The organism is Nonomuraea ferruginea (genome assembly GCF_039540635.1).
Lineage (GTDB): Bacteria > Actinomycetota > Actinomycetes > Streptosporangiales > Streptosporangiaceae > Nonomuraea > Nonomuraea ferruginea.
Map to the genome: position 1 here is coordinate 31,679 of NZ_BAABFD010000028.1, position 15,055 is coordinate 46,733.

At 71.4% G+C, this 15,055-nt stretch carries 18 protein-coding genes; 12 read left to right on the forward strand and 6 right to left on the reverse strand.

Annotated features, from left to right (window positions below):
- Positions 1-4: 4 nt before the first annotated feature.
- The 5 genes from ABD999_RS38785 (at position 5) to ABD999_RS38805 (ending at position 3,464) form a co-directional block, all read left to right on the forward strand.
- On the forward strand, positions 5-355 hold the full coding sequence (locus ABD999_RS38785; RefSeq protein WP_271275153.1) for a DUF2809 domain-containing protein: 351 nt from the start codon (positions 5-7) through the stop codon (positions 353-355).
- A 33-nt stretch (positions 356-388) separates the two neighbouring features.
- Complete coding sequence (locus tag ABD999_RS38790) at positions 389-934, forward strand: type 1 glutamine amidotransferase domain-containing protein (RefSeq protein WP_271275152.1); 546 nt, start codon at positions 389-391, stop codon at positions 932-934.
- A gap of 140 nt (positions 935-1,074) precedes the next feature.
- On the forward strand, positions 1,075-2,607 hold the full coding sequence (locus ABD999_RS38795; RefSeq protein WP_219546946.1) for an amino acid permease: 1,533 nt from the start codon (positions 1,075-1,077) through the stop codon (positions 2,605-2,607).
- 243 nt (positions 2,608-2,850) lie between these two features.
- Positions 2,851-3,078, forward strand: a complete 228-nt coding sequence (locus ABD999_RS38800; protein WP_219546945.1) for a FitA-like ribbon-helix-helix domain-containing protein — start codon at positions 2,851-2,853, stop codon at positions 3,076-3,078.
- Positions 3,075-3,464, forward strand: a complete 390-nt coding sequence (locus ABD999_RS38805) for a type II toxin-antitoxin system VapC family toxin (RefSeq protein ID WP_271275151.1) — start codon at positions 3,075-3,077, stop codon at positions 3,462-3,464. The genes ABD999_RS38800 and ABD999_RS38805 overlap by 4 nt, the downstream gene beginning before the upstream one ends.
- Before the next feature lies 1 nt (position 3,465).
- Here ABD999_RS38805 and lipB read toward each other — a convergent pair whose 3' ends face one another.
- The 4 genes from lipB to ABD999_RS38825 form a co-directional block, all read right to left on the reverse strand.
- Positions 3,466-4,101 carry a lipoyl(octanoyl) transferase LipB gene (lipB, locus tag ABD999_RS38810; RefSeq protein WP_148036570.1) on the reverse strand — a complete coding sequence of 212 codons (636 nt, stop codon included), beginning with the start codon at positions 4,099-4,101 and terminating at the stop codon, positions 3,466-3,468.
- 17 nt (positions 4,102-4,118) lie between these two features.
- Positions 4,119-4,301, reverse strand: a complete 183-nt coding sequence (locus tag ABD999_RS38815; RefSeq protein WP_148036569.1) for a PspC domain-containing protein — start codon at positions 4,299-4,301, stop codon at positions 4,119-4,121.
- Positions 4,302-4,364: 63 nt separating this feature from the next.
- On the reverse strand, positions 4,365-4,874 hold the full coding sequence (locus ABD999_RS38820; protein ID WP_271275150.1) for an HAD domain-containing protein: 510 nt from the start codon (positions 4,872-4,874) through the stop codon (positions 4,365-4,367).
- On the reverse strand, positions 4,871-5,785 hold the full coding sequence (locus ABD999_RS38825) for an AraC family transcriptional regulator (protein WP_148036567.1): 915 nt from the start codon (positions 5,783-5,785) through the stop codon (positions 4,871-4,873). The genes ABD999_RS38820 and ABD999_RS38825 overlap by 4 nt, the downstream gene beginning before the upstream one ends.
- Before the next feature lie 74 nt (positions 5,786-5,859).
- On the opposite strand from ABD999_RS38825, the gene ABD999_RS38830 reads away from it, so the two are divergent.
- Both ABD999_RS38830 and ABD999_RS38835 read left to right on the forward strand, forming a co-directional pair.
- The gene (locus tag ABD999_RS38830) at positions 5,860-6,675 is read left to right on the forward strand and encodes an NmrA family NAD(P)-binding protein (RefSeq protein WP_271275149.1); all 816 of its coding nucleotides are present in this window, start codon (positions 5,860-5,862) and stop codon (positions 6,673-6,675) included.
- Between the two features lie 100 nt (positions 6,676-6,775).
- Entirely contained in the window at positions 6,776-7,606 is an 831-nt protein-coding gene (locus ABD999_RS38835; RefSeq protein ID WP_261809054.1) for an undecaprenyl-diphosphate phosphatase, read from the forward strand.
- Here the strand turns inward: ABD999_RS38835 and ABD999_RS38840 are convergent.
- On the reverse strand, positions 7,537-8,727 hold the full coding sequence (locus ABD999_RS38840) for an MFS transporter (RefSeq protein ID WP_271275148.1): 1,191 nt from the start codon (positions 8,725-8,727) through the stop codon (positions 7,537-7,539). The two genes, ABD999_RS38835 and ABD999_RS38840, sit on opposite strands and share 70 nt — an antisense overlap.
- Positions 8,728-8,815: 88 nt before the next feature.
- On the opposite strand from ABD999_RS38840, the gene ABD999_RS38845 reads away from it, so the two are divergent.
- Genes ABD999_RS38845 through ABD999_RS38855 form a run of 3 tightly spaced genes read left to right on the forward strand, consistent with a single transcriptional unit; the run spans position 8,816 to position 12,618 of the window.
- Complete coding sequence (locus tag ABD999_RS38845; RefSeq protein ID WP_148036564.1) at positions 8,816-9,133, forward strand: ArsR/SmtB family transcription factor; 318 nt, start codon at positions 8,816-8,818, stop codon at positions 9,131-9,133.
- The gene (locus ABD999_RS38850) at positions 9,120-11,948 is read left to right on the forward strand and encodes an ATP-dependent RNA helicase (RefSeq protein ID WP_271275147.1); all 2,829 of its coding nucleotides are present in this window, start codon (positions 9,120-9,122) and stop codon (positions 11,946-11,948) included. The genes ABD999_RS38845 and ABD999_RS38850 overlap by 14 nt, the downstream gene beginning before the upstream one ends.
- Before the next feature lie 19 nt (positions 11,949-11,967).
- Positions 11,968-12,618 (forward strand): hypothetical protein, encoded by a 651-nt coding sequence (locus ABD999_RS38855; protein ID WP_271275146.1) that lies wholly within the window; start codon positions 11,968-11,970, stop codon positions 12,616-12,618.
- Between the two features lie 157 nt (positions 12,619-12,775).
- Here ABD999_RS38855 and ABD999_RS38860 read toward each other — a convergent pair whose 3' ends face one another.
- A complete protein-coding gene (locus ABD999_RS38860; protein WP_271275145.1) occupies positions 12,776-13,972 on the reverse strand; it encodes a threonine synthase in 1,197 nt (398 codons plus the stop codon).
- Positions 13,973-14,028: 56 nt separating this feature from the next.
- On the opposite strand from ABD999_RS38860, the gene ABD999_RS38865 reads away from it, so the two are divergent.
- Positions 14,029-14,874, forward strand: a complete 846-nt coding sequence (locus ABD999_RS38865; protein WP_219546930.1) for an SPFH domain-containing protein — start codon at positions 14,029-14,031, stop codon at positions 14,872-14,874.
- Positions 14,867-15,046 carry a type II toxin-antitoxin system antitoxin gene (locus ABD999_RS38870; protein WP_148036559.1) on the forward strand — a complete coding sequence of 60 codons (180 nt, stop codon included), beginning with the start codon at positions 14,867-14,869 and terminating at the stop codon, positions 15,044-15,046. Before ABD999_RS38865 ends, ABD999_RS38870 begins: the two co-directional genes overlap by 8 nt.
- Positions 15,047-15,055: the final 9 nt, after the last annotated feature.

Here is a 15,055-nt window from a genome sequence, read left to right on the forward strand (position 1 = left end):
CTGAATGTCCCGTTTGCCGGTTATGGTGGCCGCCCTCGTCACGGTCGTCCTCGGACTCGGCGTCCGGCTGCTCTGGGACGGCCCGGTCCCCAAGTACGCCGGCGACGCGCTCTACACGGTGCTGATCTATCTGCTCGTCCTGCTCGTGTGGCCGCGCGTGCGCCCCTGGGTCGCCGCGCTCACCGCGGCCGGGCTGAGCTGGGCGATCGAGTTCGCCCAGCTCCTCGGCATCCCCGAGGTGCTGCGCCCGCTGCTCGGCAGCACGTTCAACCCGCCCGACCTCTTCTGGTACGCGGCCGGCGCCGCGACGGCGTGGGCCGCGCACATCGCGTATAGATCGGGAACTCACGGATAGGGGGTGAGAAACCACGAAATAGGGGGTTTCATCATGCTCCAGGACAAGACCATCGCTTTCCTGGTCGCGCCCGAAGGCGTCGAGCAGGTCGAGCTCACCGAGCCGTGGAAGGCCGTCAAGCAGGCCGGTGGCACGCCGAAGCTGATCTCCACCGAGCCGGGGCAGATCAAGGCGTTCAACCACCTGGACAAGGCCGACACGTTCGCCGTGGACGGCACGGTCGAGGAGGTGTCGGCGGCCGACTTCGACGGGCTCGTGCTGCCCGGCGGCGTCGCCAACCCCGACTTCCTGCGTACCGACCCGAAGGCCGTACGGTTCGTCCAGGACTTCTTCCAGGGCGGCAAGCCGGTCGCGGCGATCTGCCACGCGCCGTGGACGCTGATCGAGGCCGACGCCGTCCGGGACCGGCAGATGACGTCCTGGCCGAGCCTCCAGACCGACCTGCGCAACGCCGGCGCGAACTGGGTCGACGAGGAGGTCGTGGTCTGCGACGCCGGGCCGAACAAGCTGGTCACCAGCCGCAAGCCGGACGACCTCAAGGCGTTCTGCCAGGCCACGGTCGAGGTGCTCGGGGACTGACGTGACAGGGGCGGGCCGCGGCCCGCCCCGCTCGCCCGAAACTCCTTGCGCGGGCCGCGGAAATGGTCTGGACGTATACCAAAGAATGGTCTAAACCTAGACCAAAGAGAGCGTCCTCCGCGCCCCCCAGGGAGACCTCAGTGAGCACAGAAGAGGATTCCAAGCGACTCGCCGAGCTCGGCTACAAGCAGGAGCTGGCCCGGACCTGGAGCGGATTCTCCAACTTCGCCATCTCGTTCTCCATCATCTCGATCCTCGCCGGCTGCTTCACCACCTTCGGCCAGGCGTGGAACAACGGCGGCCCCATCGCCATCTCCTGGGGCTGGCCGCTGATCTCCCTCTTCATCCTGATCATCGGCTTCTGCATGTCGGAGCTGGTCTCCGCGTTCCCGACCGCGGGCGGCATCTACTGGTGGGCCGCCAAGATGGGCAAGCCGATCCACGGCTGGTTCACCGGCTGGCTCAACCTGATCGGCCTCATCGCGGTCACCGCGTCCGTCGACTACGGCTGCGCGACCTTCCTCAACATCACCCTCACCCGGCTCACCGGCGGCGCCTGGGAAGGCACGCTCTCGCAGGCGTTCCTGCTGTTCGTGATCGTGCTCGGGTTGCACGCGCTGATCAACATCTTCAGCCACCGGCTCATCTCACTGCTGCAGAACGTCTCCGTCTGGTGGCACGTCTTCGGCGCCGCCATCGTGGTCGGGATCCTGGTCTTCGGCCCGTCCGAGCACCAGTCGGTGGGCTTCGTGTTCACCGAGACGATCAACAACTCCGGCTTCGGCGACGGCTCCAACGGGCTGACGTTCTGGCTGTACGTGCTGCCGCTCGGCTTCCTGCTCACCCAGTACACGATCACCGGCTTCGACGCGTGCGCGCACGTCTCGGAGGAGACCCAGGGCGCCTCCACGGCCGCCGCCCGCGGCCTGTGGCAGTCGATCTTCTACTCGGCGATCGGCGGCTGGATCGTCCTGCTGGCGTTCCTGTTCGCGGCCACGAACGTGGACGCGATCAACGAGCAGGGCGGCTTCGTCGGCGCGATCTTCGAGACCGCGCTCAGCTCGCCGCTGGCCACCGCCATCTTCGCGATCTCCACCATCGGCCAGTTCTTCTGCGGCATGAGCTGCGTGACGTCCATGTCACGGATGACGTACGCGTTCGCCCGCGACGGCGCGGTGCCCGGCTGGCGGCTCTGGTCGCGGGTCGACCGCAATCGCACGCCGGTCAACGCCATCCTGGCCGGTTGCGGCGCCGCCGCCTTCATCACCCTGCCCGCCCTCTACGCCCCTCCCGGCCTGACGACCCCGGTGGCCTTCTTCGCCGTGGTGTCGATCGCGGTCATCGGGCTCTACCTGGCGTTCCTCATCCCCATCTGGCTCCGGCTGCGGATGGGCGACCGCTTCGAGCCCGGGCCGTGGACGCTCGGGCGCAGGTACAAGGTGCTCGGCTGGATCGCGGTGATCGAGATCGCGGTCGTCTGCGTGTACTTCATCATGCCGTTCTCCCCGGCCGGGGTGCCCGGCGACGAGGACTTCACCTGGACGTCGGTCAACTACGCCCCGATCGCGGTGGGCGTGGTGCTGATCGGCATCGGCCTGTGGTGGTGGCTGTCGGCCCGCCACTGGTTCACCGGCCCCCGCCGCACCATCGACGAGGTCCCCATGGACGCCTGAAGGCAAGGTCTTCGCCCCGGAGGCGCTCGGCGCCGAAGAGCTCAGGCTGTGACTGCGGGGGCACGCCCCCGCACCCCCGGCGAGGGGGCGCCGCCCCCTCCCGCTCCCCCGGCCGAGGTGGACCGTCTCGGCCGGGAACCGGGAACTGCGAGAAGAGGCGGATCCCTTCGCCATGTCCGCTCAGGGAACAAAACCCACGGCCATGCCGTGAAATCTTGCTAGCAACCTGCTAGCATCGCCATCATGGCGACTCTCTACATTCGCGACGTGCCCGAACCGATCGCTGAACAACTCAAAGCACGTGCGGCTGAGGCCGGCCTGTCTCTTTCCGCGTACGTCGCCAGAGAACTAGCCGATATCGCCGCTCGGCCGACCAACGCCGAAATCGTCAAGCGCCTGAAGGCCCGCGATCGCTCCCAGGGGCCGTCGAGTGAGGAGATTCTGCAAGCAGTAGCCGAGGGCAGGCGATGATAGTCATCGATTCCTCCGCCATGGTGGAGGCCCTCGTGGGCCGCGACGCTGACATGGAACTTCTCAGCGCGCTGCAAGCCAGCGTCCACGCTCCACACCTCCTTGACGTGGAGGTCCTATCGACGTTGCGCGGACTGGTGCTCGGCGGCAAGCTGCCCGCCGCGATCGCCGAGCAGGCCCGGGCCGACTACCTGGCTCTCAACATCACGCGCTACGAGATGAAGGGGATAGCAGAGCGGATCTGGGAGCTGCGGCACAACTACACCGCTTACGACTCCTGTTACCTGGCCCTCGCCGAAGCACTGGAAGCGCCCCTTTACACCTGTGACGGCAAGCTCAACGGCTCCGGCCATGATGCCGAGGTGCAGGTTTTCCCGCGCGTGTGAGTCAGGACGCCTCGAAGGCGGCCGCGACCACCGGGCGGACCCGGTCCATCGAGGCGTCGCCGAGCTCCCGCTGGAGCGAGGTCATGTCGACGTCCGGCATCCCGCAAGCCACCGCCCAGTCCCACGGCATCAGGTCGCCGTCGACGTTGAGTGCGAAGCCGTGGCTGGTGACGCCGCGGCTCTGCCGCATCCCGATGGAGACGATCTTGCGGCCGCTCTCGGCGGTCCACACGCCGGTGAGCAGCTCCGAGCCCGGCGGGGTGTCGCGCCGCTCGGCGGGCAGGCCGAGCTCGCCGAGGGCGGCGACCAGGCGCAGCTCCACCTCACGCACGTAGTCGACGATGCCCTCCTCCTCGCCCAGCTTGACGATCAGGTAGCCGACGAGCTGGCCGGGGCCGTGGTAGGTGAGCTGCCCGCCCCGGCCCGTCTCCACGACCGGGATGCCGCGCGACGGGTCGGGCAGGTGGGCCGACGGGGTGCGCCGGCCGACCGTGTAGACCTGCGGGTGGCTGAGCAGCCAGAGCGTGTCCGGCCGTGCGTCGCGCTGGCGCTCGTCGACCAGCTCGGCCATGCGCTCCATCGCCTTGTCGTAGTCGACGAGCTCGTCCTGGATCAGTGTCAGCGGCCTTGCCCTCATGCCTTAGAGGATAATCCTCAGTACTTCTTCGGCTCTTCGGGGACCAGGATCCACATGACGACGTAGACGACCCACATCGGGCCGGGGAAAAGCGAGAGGATCAACCAGAGGACCCGGACGAGGGTGGGCGACAGGCCGAACCTGTCGGCGAGGCCTCCGCAGACGCCGGCGAGCATCCGGTGCTGTCGTGAGCGGTACATGGTGTCCCTCCGTGTGATGACGTTCTACTGAGAAGAACGCACGAGCCTCGCTCTCTTCTCCCACTACTGACCCTGAGAAAACCCTGTAAGGGTCAGCCACTCCCGCGCGGCGGCCAGATGTCGGCTGGTCAGGCCCACTCTGCCGGGCACGTGGACGAGCAGGAATTCGCCGAGACCCTGACGAGCCCTGAGGTAGTCCTCGTCCTCCTGGTAGACCTGGTCGTCGAACCAGACGAACGGCCGGTCGCCGACGTACTCGGCCACGTGGCGGGTCTTGAACATCTCGCCGTGCCGGCTCCCGTTCTCGCCGGGCGCCATCTCGATGACGGGCAGCGGCGGCAGGCCGAGCCGGGGCGCGATCCACTCGTTGGCGTGCTGCTCCCAGGTCGTCGCCCACACCAGCTCGGAGCCGGTCTCCAGCGCGAGCTCCATCAGCCGGGTGCCGTGGCGCTGGTTGAGGTGCACGGTGTAGACGGTGCTGCCGATCGTGCACCGGTAGCGGCGGAAGTCGGGGGACGGGCGGCCGGTGGGGTTGAGCACCCCGTCCACGTCCAGGAGAAGCAGCGGTTTCACCGGCCGGCCCCCACCCGGTGTTCCTGCGGGCTGACGCCGTGGGCCCGTTTGAAGGCCGCGCTGAGCGCGAACGGGCTGCCGTAGCCGACCTTCCTGGCGACCGAGGTCACGGTCGCCTCGGGCTCGCGGAGCAGGTCGGCGGCCAGGGCCAGCCGCCACCCGGTCAGGAACGCCATCGGCGGCTCGCCCGCCAGGTCGGTGAACCGCCTGGCCAGCGAGGCACGCGAGACCCCCACCTCGGCGGCCAGCGCGGCGACCGTCCACGGGTGCGCGGGGTTGTTCTGCATGATCCGCATGGCCTTGCCCACGACAGGGTCGCTCTGCGCCCGGTACCACGCCGGCGCCTCCCCGGTGGCGAACCACCCGCGCAGCGTGGCGATGAGCAGCAGGTCGAGCATCCTGTCGAGCACCGCCTCCTGCCCGGGCTCGTTCTTGACCACCTCCTCGCCCAGCATCTCGATGAGCGGCCCGCCTGGCTGGACGAGCAGCGGCGGCAGCGCCCGCAGCAGCCGCCCGCTGACCTCCCCGGCCATCAGGTAGGTGCCGACGATCATGGAGCTGGCGCCGTCGGGGTCGTTGCCCCAGGTGCGCACGCCCAGGTGCATCGCCTGGTAGAGCGACTCGCCGTCGAGGGTGGTGCACCGCTCGCCGGGGTGGATGACGATCTGCGGCGGGGTGCCGGGCCGGTCGGCGACCACGTAGGGCTCCGGCCCGCACACCACGGCCACCTCGCCCGGCCCCACCCGCGTCAGGCCGTCGCGGACGATCCACGCCTCGCCGCGCACCATGGCCAGCAGCGTGAGCGGGGCCTCGTCCTGCACGCGCATCGCCCAGGGCGGGTCGAGGAGGACTCTCAGCAGGAACGCGCCACGGGCGCGCGGGCCGTCGAGCAGCGCCGCCAGGTGATCCATGGTTAGACGATCGCATATGCCATTGCGCTTCTCAACCATGGAGAGTCTCACCGGCAGGCGGCTTACTAGAGGGCATGACCATCCTGGTAACGGGCGGCACCGGCAAGACCGGCCGCCGGATCGCAGACAGGCTCGAAGCCCTCGGCCGGCCCGTACGCGTGGGCTCCCGTACGGGCACCCCGCCCTTCGACTGGGCGGACCGCGGCACCTGGAAGGCCGCCCTCCACGGGGCGCGCGCCGCGTACATCTCCTACTATCCCGACGTGGCGGTCCCGGGCGCGCTGGACGACGTGCGGGCGTTCACCGAGCACGCGGTGGCGGCCGGCGTCGAGCGGCTGGTCCTGCTGTCGGGCCGGGGCGAGCCGCTCGCCGAGGCCGCCGAGCAGGTGGTGCGCGAGTCGGGCGTCGCCTGGACGATCGTGCGGTGCGCCTGGTTCATGCAGAACTTCTCGGAGGGCTACCTGCTGGAGCCGGTACGCGACGGCGTCATCGCGCTGCCCGCCGGAGACGTGGCCGAGCCGTTCGTGGACGTGGACGACATCGCCGACGTCGCGGTGGCCGCGCTCACCGAGGACGGGCACGCGGGCAGGCTGTACGAGCTGACCGGGCCGCGAGTGCTCACCTTCGCCGACGTGGCGGCCGAACTGTCCAAGGCGACCGGCCGCGACATCACGTACGTGCCGATCACCACCGAGGAGTACGCGGCGGGCGCGGCCGAGCACGGCGTGCCGGAGGACGAGATCGAGATGCTGACCATGCTGTTCACGGAGACACTCGACGGCCGCAACGCCCACGTCACCGACGGCATGCGGGCCGCGCTGGGCCGGCCGGCCGGGGACTTCGCGGACTTCGCCCGCGACAACGCCGGAGCCTGGGTGACCAGCGAGTGAACTCCGCGCGGCGACCAGCCGCGACTGGCCTTGGCGGGCCGCCGATTCCGCTAGCCTCACCTCGTTACATCGTGCGCTCCTATCGGGGGAAGGTGCAGGCGTGATCGGCTGGATGGAAGCCGTGGTGCTGGGATTGCTGCAGGGGCTGACGGAGTTCCTGCCGATCTCCTCCAGCGCCCACATCCGCGTCGCCTCGGCGTTCTTCGGCTGGAAGGACCCCGGTGCCGCGTTCACCGCGGTCATCCAGCTCGGCACGGAAGCGGCGGTCCTGATCTACTTCAGGAAGGACATCTGGGAGATCACCTCCACCTGGACCCGCTCCCTGTGGACCCCCGCCCTGCGCTCCCACATCGCCGCCCGCATGGGCTGGTACGTGATCCTCGGCAGCATCCCCATCGCCCTGCTCGGCCTGCTGCTCAAGGACCAGATCGAGGGCGTCTTCCGCGACCTGCGGCTGGTCGGCACCACGCTCATCCTGTTCGGTCTCATCCTGTGGTTCGCCGACCGCACCGCGCGCAACAAGCTCACGCTCGCCAAGCACCTCAACGTGCCGCACTCCGTGGTGTACGGGTTCGCCCAGGCGGCGGCCCTCATCCCCGGCGTCTCCCGCTCGGGCGGCACCATCACGGCGGGCCTCCTGCTCGACTACCGGCGCGAGGAGGCCGCCCGCTACTCGTTCCTGCTGGCCATCCCGGCCGTCCTGGCCTCGGGCCTGTACGAGCTGTCGGAGATCGGCGGCGCCGAGACCCCGGCCTGGGGGCCCACGATCCTGGCCACGGTGATCTCCTTCATCGTCGGCTACGCCGCCGTGGCCTGGTTCCTGCGCTACATCAGCACCCACAGCTTCACCGGCTTCGTCGTCTACCGGCTCGCCCTGGGCTTCCTCGTCATCCTCGCGGTCACACTCGGCTGGATCCCCGCCCTGGGCTGACCGCCCACCGCGGGGCGGTAGGTCGCGAGGGTGAAGAGCACCGTCGCCAGGCCGAGGCCGGTGGCCAGGGCGATCACGCCTGCTCGCCCGTACGCGTCGAGCACCAGCCCGCCGGCGACGCCCGCCAGCACGAGCCCCGTGTACTGGGCCGACGACAGCAGGCCGAGCCCGACCGGCACGTTGCCCGGCAGCGCCGCGACCACGCGATACTGCTGCGCGGGCGCCACCAGCCAGCCCAGCGCACCCCACAGGAACGCCCAGACCAGGGCGACGGGCAGGGCCAGGTTGGCGACCGGGATCAGGGCCATGAGCAGCGTGGACGCCGCCAGCCCGCCCAGCACCATGCGGCGCGGCCCGTACGCGTCGGTGAGCCGGCCGCCGAGCTGGTTGCCCACGATGGCGCCCACGCCCCACGCCCACAGCACGGCGGGCAGCGGCAGGTCGAAGAGCGAGCCGATGTAGGTGTAGGCGGCGAAGGCCGAGGCGAACATCAGCAGCTGCGTCGCCAGCACCGCGAGCACACCCCGGTCGACCAGCGGCGCGAACCGCTCGCCCAGCCTGCCGGAGACCGCGATCCGCACGTCGGGCACCAGCGCCGCGATCCCGGCGAAGCCGAGCACCGCCAGCCCTGCCACCAGCCAGATGGTGGCCCGCCACCCGTACGCCGCGCCCATCCACGTGCCGAGCGGCACGCCGATGGCGGTGGCCACGCTCAGCCCGCCCATCACCAGCGCCAGCGCCCGCCCCCGATGCTCGGGACCGGCCAGCGCGGCCGCCACCCCCGACGCGGTCGGCGTGAACATCGCGGCCCCCGCGGCGGCGAGCACCCGCGTGGCCACCACCAGCGGGTAACCGGGCACCACGGCGGTCAGCACGTTGCCCAGCACGAACACGCCCAGCCCGAGCAGCAGCAGCGTCCGCCGCGGCATCGCCGCCGTCACGGCGGCCAGCAAGGGCGACAACACGGCGTACGCCAGCGCGAACACGGTCATCAGCTGGCCGGCGGCGGCCACGGACACGTCCAGGTCGGCGGCGATCGGGGTGAGCAGGCCCGCGGTGACGAACATGCCGGTGCCGACGGCGAAGTTCCCGGCGGCGAGGGGGTAGAGCCGGCGATTCACTGGTCCTCCGATGGATCAATTGGATGCCCATCAAACTGACGCACTGTTAGATCGTTGTCAAACAATAAAACCCGGTATCTTGGGGAGCATGCGCGCCCTGCCCCATCCGGCCACCGATGACATCGAGCTCACCGAGGTGCTGCGAGCGCTGTCCGACCCCGTACGCCTGGAGGCCGTCGCCCGCCTGGCCGCGGAGGGCGAGATGACCTGCGGCGACGTGGGCCGCAACCTGGGCGTGCACAAGTCCACCGCCTCCCACCACTTCCGCGCGCTGCGCGAGGCCGGCGTGGTCATGACCAAGCAGGACGGCAGGCAGAAGCTCATGAGCCTGCGCCGCGACGACCTCGACGCCCGCTTCCCCGGCCTGCTCGACTCGGTGCTCTCCGCCGCCCATGCCACCGTCTGACACGTTGCCGATTCGGCGTGTGCTGCCGGACCTGCTCGCCGCGCTGGACGCGCACGGCAGTGCCGTGCTGACCGCTCCTCCCGGTACGGGCAAGACGACGGTCGTGCCGCTCGCCCTGGCGGAGGCGGGCATGCGGGTGGTGGTGGCCGAGCCCAGGCGGCTGGCGGTGCGCGCGGCGGCCCGGCGGATGGGCGTCAGCTACGCGATCCGGGGCGAGCGCCACACCGGCGCCAACCCGATGGTGGAGGTCGTCACCACCGGCGTGCTGCTGCAACGGCTCCAGCGGGACCAGGAGTTGGCGGGGGTGGACGCCGTCATGCTGGACGAATGCCACGAACGCCACCTGGACGCCGACACGGCGCTGGCCTTCCTGCTGGACGTGCGCGAGACGCTCCGGCCCGGCCTGCGGCTGATCGCCGCCTCCGCCACCGCCGACGCCGCCCCCTGGGCCCGGCTGCTCGGCGGGCCGGTGGTGGCGGCGTCCGCCGTCACGCACCCGGTCGACGTCGTGTGGGCGCCGCCGCCGCGCCCGGTCGCCCCGCCGCACGGACTGCGCGTCGACCCCGCCCTGCTGTCGCACGTCGCCGGGGTCGTCCGGCGGGCGCTCGCCGAACGGGACGGCGACGTGCTCTGCTTCCTGCCCGGCGTCGGCGAGATCGCCCGGGTGGCGGCGATGCTCGACGGCGTCGAGGTGCTCCAGGTGCACGGTCAGGCGCCGGCCCGGGTCCAGGACGCGGTGCTCTCCCCCGGCGCGTCCCGGCGCGTGGTGCTGGCCACCTCGGTCGCCGAGTCCAGCCTGACCGTGCCCGGCGTGCGGGTCGTGGTCGACTCCGGTCTGGCCCGCGAGCCGCGCACCGACCACGCCCGCGGTCTCGGCTCCCTCACCACGGTGCGGGTCTCCAAGTCCTCGGCCGGCCAGCGCGCGGGCCGCGCCGGGCGTGAGGCGCCCGGCGCCGTCTACCGCTGCTGGTCCGCCGCCGACCACGACCGCCTGCCCGACCAGCCGAGCCCGGAGATCGCCCTCGCCGACCTGACGTCGTTCGCCCTCCAGGCGGCCTGCTGGGGCTCCCCCGACGGCTCCGGCCTGGCCCTTCTCGACCCACCCCCGCCCGCCGCCCTCGCCGCCGCACTCACCACCCTGCACACCCTGGGCGCCGTCCAACCCACCCCGGCCCGTACAACCACCCCAACCGGGGGAAACAACGCACCTCAAAGGGACGCGTGGGCGCAGAAAACCGCCACCCAGAGAGACAACGCGCCGCAAAGGGACGCGACGCGGGCGACGCCCTCTGTCCCCCAGGGAGACGACGCGCCTCCAACGGACGCGTCGACGCAGAGGACCTCCCCCGCCACCCAGGATGACAACGCGCCTCGAACGGACACGCCGGCACAAGGAACCGCCCAGAGAGACAGCACATCTCGAAGGAACGCGGCGCAGGCGACGTCCCCCGTCCACCAGGGAGACGGCGCGCCTGGAAAGGACGTGGCGCAGAGGACCTCCCCCGGTGGGGCGGTCATGTCCGTACGGGTGACCGAGCGGGGGCGGCGGATGGCGTTGGCGGGGGTGCATCCCCGGCTGGCACGGGCTCTGCTCGACGTGGGTCCCGAGGCCGCCGAGGTGATCGCTCTGTTGTCGGAGCAGCTTCCGCGCGACGCGGGCGACGATCTGGTGGAGGTCTGGCGTGCGGCCCGTCGTGGGCGTGACGCCTTCACCGCCCGCTGGCGCGCCGAGACGCGGCGCCTCTCCCGTACTGCGGGCCACCGGACCCGGGAAAGGGACGCCACCCCTGACCGGTCCTCTCCGGACGGCAGGGGAAGGGGCCGCACGGAGGAACGGACGGTCACAGAACCCACCAAGAACGACGCGCCCGCCCCGAGAACTCAGGACGAGGTGGCCGGGCTGGCCGTGGCGCTGGCGTTTCCCGAGAGGGTGGCGCGGCGGCGAGGGGGCGGGTACCTCATGGCGTCCGGCACGGAAGCCCAGCTCGCGGAGGGCTCAAAACTGGCGTCGGCGCAGTGGCTGGCCGTCGCGGTGGCCGACCGCCCGACCGGGTCGGCGTCGGCGAGGATCCGCCAGGCAGTGGTGATCGACGAGGAGATCGCCAGGCAGGCGTACCCGGTGACGGTCGAAGAAGAGGTCGCCTGGAAAGCGCCGCCCGGGTCGAAACGGGGTGACGTGACGGCGCGGCTGGTCGAGCGGCTGGGCGCCGTCGAGCTGTCCGCCACGCCGCTGCCGGATGCCGACGTGCGCGACGCGCTCCTGTACGGGCTCCGTACCGAAGAGGTGCTGACCTGGACGAAGGAGGCACGTGCGGTCAGGGGCCGGCTGGCGTTCTGCCACCGCGCGGCGGGCGAGCCGTGGCTTGACGTGAGCGATTTGGTCGCCCTGGCCGACCGGTGGCTGGAGCCTGAGCTGTCCCGCGCCCGCCGCCGCGCCGACCTGGAGCGGATCGACGTGGCCGCGGCGCTGCGCCGCCTGGTGCCGTGGAGCGAGCGGCTGGAGGCGGTGGCGCCGGAGCGGGTCGAGGTGCCCACCGGTTCGCGGGTCAGGATCGACTACTCGGGCGAGCAGCCGGTGCTGGCGGTGAAGCTGCAGGAGTTGTTCGGCTGGCAGGAGGCGCCCCGGATCGCGGGCGTGCCGCTGCTGATCCACCTGCTCTCGCCCGCGGGCCGCCCGGTGGCGGTCACGGCGGACCTGGCGTCGTTCTGGCGTGACGCCTACCGGTCCGTACGCGCCGAGATGCGCGGCCGCTACCCGAAGCATCCCTGGCCGGAGGACCCCCTGACGGCCACCCCCACAAGGAGGACCCGATGACCGCCACGCAGGGCGCCAGATGATCGAGGAGGCGGCGCTCAACAACGCCGCCTGGTGCGACGCCCTGTGTCGCGCGCACGGCCTCCCCGGCGCCTTCACGCCACGGGCCTGGACGAATCCGCGCCGCACCCCGCCCTACTATCCCGACGCCGTCACCCTGTCCCCGGAGGCGACGGACGCCGACATCCTCCCCTTCATCGACGACACCCCCGGCGCCTCCGTCAAGGACAGCTTCGCCGCCCTCACCCTGCCCGGCTTCGAGCTGCTCTTCGAAGCCACCTGGCTCCACGCTGGGCCGGATGCTCGTCAGGGAACCGCACACGACAACCGATGGCGCGTGGTGCGGGACGCGGAGACGCTGCGCGCCTGGGAGGAGGCGTGGGGCGGCCAAGGCGGCCTGTTCACCGCCGCCCTGCTCGGCGACCCGTCCGTCAAGCTCCTGTGGGCGGAGGAAGGGACGGCGTCCGGGTTCGTGCTCAACGAGACGCCGGGCGGCAGGACCGTGGGCGTGTCCAACGTGTTCGGCGACGACGCCTGGCCGCACGTCAGGACCCAGGCCGCCGCGCTCTTCCCCGGCCGCGACCTGGTCGGCTACGAGATCGACCCGGCACCGGCCGCCGAGCACGGCTTCACCCCGCTCGGCCCACTGCGGGTGTGGCTGAAAAACTAGAGGGGCACCCACGGCGTAGGGGAAACCCCCGCCTGCGAGCCACCGGGGGAAGGTTCGCCACCACACCTGCGCGGCGTGGGGAACCCTGGTTCATCCCGCCGAAACTCGGGAGATTCGCCACCACGCCTGCGGCGTAGGGAAACCCGCCGAGCCAGGTTCACGAACCCGCGGGAAGGTTCGCCACCACCTCGTCGAAGGTCGTCGCCTCGGCGATCTCCGCCGACCCCACGCCGACGTCCTTGAACCCGCTGGACGTGCCCACGCACACCACCGGCCCGTCGAACGCGGCACCCAGCTTCCGGTAGCCCGCCAGTCCGGCCGCGCCGGACAGCTCCTGCCAGAGCCCTTCCCGCCCGAGGTCGCGCTGGGCCGCGCGCAGTTCCTCGTCGGTGACCAGGACCGTGCCGCCGCCGCTGTCGGTGACCGCGCGCACGCCCCGGTGACCGCCGGCGGGGCAGGCGATCCCGTACGCGTCCGTCGGACCGACCTCGACGATCGCGGCCGGGGCGCCGGTGGCGACGGCCCGCGCGTGCGGGCCTCCGGCGGCGGGCTCGCAGGAGAACATCCGGGGCGCGGTCCCCGCGACCCCGAGCCGTCGCAGCTCGGCGAAGCCCTTCCACACCCCGTACAGCAGCTCGGCGTAACCGGTCGGCGCGAAGACCGCCGCGGGTGCCCGGCCGAGCTGGACGAAGAGCTCGTACTCGATCGTCTTGTAGCCCTCGGGCCCGTACGGGTGGCCGGTGTGGGTGACGGTCTGGTTGCTGACCGGATGGTAGCCGAGCCGGTCCACGATCTCCGTCATCAGCGGCCAGCGCCGCTCGACCGGCACGCTGAACACCGCCGCCCCGTACGCGCGGACGAAGGACTGCACGGCGGGCGGCGAGCCGGCGGAGGCGAGCACGATCGCGGGCAGCCCGGCGCGGGCGGCGTAGGCGGCGGCCGAGGCGCCGTGGTTGCCGGAGGAGGCGACGACGACGCCGGGCGCGCCTTCGGCGAGCGCGGCGCTGACGGTGACGCGGTTCAGCCGGTCCTTGTGCGACCAGGTCGGGTTGCGTGACTCGTCCTTGACGAGCACGCCGCACGCCTCCAGCAGCGGGGTGCCGCCCTCGCCGAGCGTGGGCGCGGACAGCGGCGGCAGCAGCGGCGCCCACCGCGCGATGTCGGGGCCGGGCGGCTGGTCGAACAGGCCGGCGGGCACCCGGTCGTAGGCGTAGTCGACCTCGACGGGATAGGCGATCCGGCCGGTGCTGGTGCGGGGGCAGCCGCGGGTGAGCGGCGGCCGGAGCGGATAGGCGATCGCGGGGTCTCCGAGCGAGCGCTGGCCGGTGGCGAGCGAGACGTGATCCTGATGCACGCGCATGAGCTTAGTGAGATAGCATAGTGATATCACTTCGATAGCAAGGAGACGCCATGGAACGACGTGCGTTCAGGATCAACGGGTTCGTGGTGCTGCTCGTCCTGCTGGTGCTGGGCGGCGCGGTGCTGTTCGGCCTGGGGTCGCCGGTGCTGCTGATCGTGCTCGGCTCGATCTGGGGCGTGCTGGTGCTGGTGACCGCCAGCGGCTTCACGATCGTCAACCCGAACGAGGCCAAGGTCGTGCAGTTCCTCGGCCGCTACGTCGGCTCGGTGTCCGACGCCGGGTTCCAGTGGGTGCTGCCGCTCACCACCAAGCGCAAGGTCACCCTGCGGGTGCGCAACTTCGAGACGGCCAAGCTGAAGGTGAACGACGCCGACGGCAGCCCGGTCGAGATCGCCGCGGTCGTGGTCTACAAGGTGGTCGACAGCGCAAAGGCCGTGTTCTCGGTCGACGACTACGAGGAGTACGTCGCGATCCAGTCGGAGGCGGCGGTCCGCCACCTGGCGACCACGCACCCCTACGACTCCCACGACCCCGCGCGCACCAGCCTGCGCGACGGCGCCGAGGTGGCCACCGAGCTGACCGCCGAGCTGCGCGACCGCACCGACCTTGCGGGGATCGAGATCCTGGAGGCCCGCATCACCCACCTCGCCTACGCCCCCGAGATCGCCCAGGCCATGCTGGTCCGCCAGCAGGCCGGCCAGGTGGTGGCGGCGCGCACGCGGATCGTCGAGGGCGCGGTCGGCATGGTCCAGCTCGCGCTCGACCGGCTCTCCTCGGAGGGCGTGGTCGACCTCGACGAGGAGCGGCGGGCGCAGATGGTGTCCAACCTCCTGGTCGTCCTGTGCGGCGACCGGGCGACCCAGCCGGTGGTGAACGCCGGCAGCTTGTATGCCTGAGCGGAAGAAGCTCCTGCTGCGCCTCGACCCGGCCGTCTACGACGCGATCGCGAAATGGGCGGCCGACGACCTCCGCAGCGTCAACGCGCAGATCGAGTACGCGTTGCGGCTCGCGCTCAAACAGGCGGGCAGGGAGCAGAAGCCGCGAAAAGAGCCTCGCGCAGAAGAGTAGAAACCTGCA

Excerpts from the sequence above, each read along its gene's own strand:
- ABD999_RS38785 (WP_271275153.1), top strand. The coding sequence starts at position 5 with ATGTCCCGTTTGCCGGTTATGGTGGCCGCCCTCGTCACGGTCGTCCTC.
- ABD999_RS38790 (WP_271275152.1), top strand. The coding sequence starts at position 389 with ATGCTCCAGGACAAGACCATCGCTTTCCTGGTCGCGCCCGAAGGCGTC.
- ABD999_RS38800 (WP_219546945.1), top strand. The coding sequence starts at position 2,851 with ATGGCGACTCTCTACATTCGCGACGTGCCCGAACCGATCGCTGAACAA.
- ABD999_RS38805 (WP_271275151.1), top strand. The coding sequence starts at position 3,075 with ATGATAGTCATCGATTCCTCCGCCATGGTGGAGGCCCTCGTGGGCCGC.
- lipB (WP_148036570.1), bottom strand. The coding sequence starts at position 4,101 with ATGAGGGCAAGGCCGCTGACACTGATCCAGGACGAGCTCGTCGACTAC.
- ABD999_RS38815 (WP_148036569.1), bottom strand. The coding sequence starts at position 4,301 with ATGTACCGCTCACGACAGCACCGGATGCTCGCCGGCGTCTGCGGAGGC.
- ABD999_RS38825 (WP_148036567.1), bottom strand. The coding sequence starts at position 5,785 with ATGGATCACCTGGCGGCGCTGCTCGACGGCCCGCGCGCCCGTGGCGCG.
- ABD999_RS38830 (WP_271275149.1), top strand. The coding sequence starts at position 5,860 with ATGACCATCCTGGTAACGGGCGGCACCGGCAAGACCGGCCGCCGGATC.
- ABD999_RS38845 (WP_148036564.1), top strand. The coding sequence starts at position 8,816 with ATGCGCGCCCTGCCCCATCCGGCCACCGATGACATCGAGCTCACCGAG.
- ABD999_RS38850 (WP_271275147.1), top strand. The coding sequence starts at position 9,120 with ATGCCACCGTCTGACACGTTGCCGATTCGGCGTGTGCTGCCGGACCTG.
- ABD999_RS38855 (WP_271275146.1), top strand. The coding sequence starts at position 11,968 with ATGATCGAGGAGGCGGCGCTCAACAACGCCGCCTGGTGCGACGCCCTG.
- ABD999_RS38865 (WP_219546930.1), top strand. The coding sequence starts at position 14,029 with ATGGAACGACGTGCGTTCAGGATCAACGGGTTCGTGGTGCTGCTCGTC.
- ABD999_RS38870 (WP_148036559.1), top strand. The coding sequence starts at position 14,867 with ATGCCTGAGCGGAAGAAGCTCCTGCTGCGCCTCGACCCGGCCGTCTAC.